At 61.9% G+C, this 2,551-nt stretch carries 3 protein-coding genes; 2 read left to right on the top strand and 1 reads right to left on the bottom strand.

Translation table 11 applies throughout. The features are described 5' to 3' along the window. Positions 1-123: 123 nt before the first annotated feature. The gene (locus tag J0I79_RS34820) at positions 124-1,089 is read left to right on the top strand and encodes a PDR/VanB family oxidoreductase (protein ID WP_292870670.1); all 966 of its coding nucleotides are present in this window, start codon (positions 124-126) and stop codon (positions 1,087-1,089) included. A gap of 9 nt (positions 1,090-1,098) precedes the next feature. Then, entirely contained in the window at positions 1,099-2,139 is a 1,041-nt protein-coding gene (locus J0I79_RS34815) for a DUF3445 domain-containing protein (RefSeq protein ID WP_292870667.1), read from the top strand. Between the two features lie 249 nt (positions 2,140-2,388). Here J0I79_RS34815 and J0I79_RS34810 read toward each other — a convergent pair. Next, a partial coding sequence (locus tag J0I79_RS34810) for a cupin domain-containing protein (protein ID WP_292870673.1) occupies positions 2,389-2,551 on the bottom strand: 163 nt, incomplete at its 5' end.

Here is a 2,551-nt window from a genome sequence, read left to right as displayed (position 1 = left end):
TTCGCATTGCGGCCTGCTGCTTCTGGTGCGCGACCATTATTCGCGCCGTCTCGCCGCTTTCCAGGGCGTGTGCATCAACGCCGAGGATCGCTCCGAGATTCCTCCTGTCGAGGAGGCTTTCCCATGAGCACCGGCACCACCAAGCTCGACGTCATCGTCAGCGATGTCGTACCCGTCAACGAACTGGTCACCCGTTTCCATTTCCGCCGCCGCGATGGCGAATTGCTGCCGACCTTTTCTGGCGGTGCGCATGTCGTGGTCGAGATGCGGGACGGCGAACGCACCAGGCTCAATCCCTATTCGCTGATGGGCTCGCCGCTCGACACAAGCGAATACACGATCTCGGTGCGGCGCGACGATGTCGGTCGCGGCGGTTCGCTGTTCATGCACCGCAGCGTCAGGCCCGGCCTGGAAATGGTGATCAGCTATCCGGTCAACCTGTTCTCGCTCGACCTGCGCGCAAAAAAACATTTGATGCTGGCCGGCGGCATCGGCATCACGCCGTTCATGGCGCAGACCGCGCAACTGGCGGGGGAGGGCGGCAATTTCGAGCTGCACTACACCTGCCGCACCGCCTCGCTCGGCACTTATGCGGATGTGCTGCGCGAGCGTTATGACAGGCGCATCAGGCTCTATCACGACGACCGCGACGAGCGGATCGATCTCGACCGGCTGCTGTCGACACAGCCGCTCGGCACGCATCTCTATGTCTGCGGCCCCGCAGGCATGATCAACTGGGTACGCGATCGCGCGGCGAGCCTGGGATGGCCCTCGGAGGCCGTGCATTTCGAGCATTTCGCGGCGCCCCAGCCGGGATTGCCCTTCGACGTGACGCTCGCCGTCAGCGGCAAGTCGATCCGTGTCGGAGAGCAACAAAGCCTGCTCGAGGCGATCGAAGCGGCGGGCGTCGATCCGCCCTATCTCTGCCGCGGCGGCGTCTGCGGTCAGTGCGAGACCAACGTCATCTCGTATGATGGCAAGTTCATCCACAACGACCACTGGCTGAGCGAGGAAGACCATCGGTCCGGCTGCAAGATCATGCCGTGCGTTTCACGCTTCGAGGGCAAATCGCTGGTCTTGGAAAGATAGGAGGCGAGCTTGGGCATCACCTTTCGCAAGGAAACCTTCCGCGACGACTTCACCTTCAGGAACAGCCCGGAGCACATAAGGCGGTTTCCCTTCCCGTTCCATGAAGACGCCTACATGTACGCCGTCAACATCGAGCCGCATGTCGTAGGACCGAAGGGCTCGGTGCTCGAAAACCTGATCGATGTCGACGAGCACTATGTCGCCGAGATGCAGGATCGCGCTCTGGTGCTCGCCGAAGACCCGCTGCGCTGCCAGTCTCTGCCGCATATGACGCTGGCCGGCTGGGACCTGCTGGAACTTTTGATGGAGCAGCAGGCGCTGGGCTATCCCGAGCACTTCACGCTGGAGCGAAACGGCGACCGCTGGCGCTGGATCAACCGGCCGCTCGGCATCGACGACACCTTCACCTTCGGCGACACCTCGACGCTGCCCTACGGACCGATGGAATACATCACCCGCCAGAGCCAGGGCGATTTCTGCATCCTCGACCAGCGCGACGGCAATCTGTGGATGGATGCGGGCATGGTCACCACCCAGGCCGACTGGTCCCTCGACTTCGACATCGGCATGAATTTCTTCGAATGGCACGCGCCGGTGCCGCTCGCGCATGAGAAGGGCATTTTCACGCGCGCGCTGAAATTCCTCACGAACATCCAGCAGGGCAAGCCGGCACGGCGGCTGAACTGGACGATGACCATCAATCCGCGGCTGGATACCAGCCCCGAGAATTACCACAAATGGGGCCCGGACCGCGCGACCGTCACGCCTGAAAATGTCGGCGACAAGGTGCATCTGCGCGTCGAATTGCAGAGCTTCTGGCGGCTGCCCCGATCGAATGGCATCGTGTTTCCGATCCGCTGCTATCTGATCAAGATGGACGAGTTGGTGACACAGCCGAAATGGGCACGCCGCCTGCATCGCGTCATCCGTGACCTGCCAGAAGAGCTTGCGACGTATAAGGGACTTACTCGGTATCGCCCGACGCTGGTGGAATGGCTGTCGAAGCTGGATGACGGCAGTGCGACGAGCCCGGGGTTCGGGCCGGATTGAACAGCTGATCTCCACCTTGGGCGCCCTGCGCCAACGTTTGAGATTGGCAGAAGCCATCGTGACGTCGTCATACTCGGGCTTGACCCGAGTATCCATGCCGTGACCTCGGCCGTAAGGCGCAACGGCGCGGAATTCCGCAATCGTTGCAACGCCTTAGCGTCACGGCATGGGTTCTAGGGTCTGCGCGCGTCTCTTCGCTCCTTGCTCCGCCCTAGAATGACGAAGCACGGTAAGCGGGAGATTAGCCAATCACCCAGCGCTGTTCTGCGGATAGCAGATGATCGACAGATACCGCATCGGCAATTTCGTCAACTGCTCCGGTCCATGCGGGGCGTCGGCGTCGAAGAACAGGCTGTCGCCGGGCTTCATCGGATAGAGGTTGCTGCCGTGCCGGTAAACGACCTCGCCTTCG

This window comes from Mesorhizobium sp. (assembly GCF_017306585.1).
Taxonomy (GTDB): domain Bacteria; phylum Pseudomonadota; class Alphaproteobacteria; order Rhizobiales; family Rhizobiaceae; genus Mesorhizobium.
Note: the sequence above shows the minus strand (reverse complement) of the source record. Positions and strands in the feature narration are given on the sequence as shown.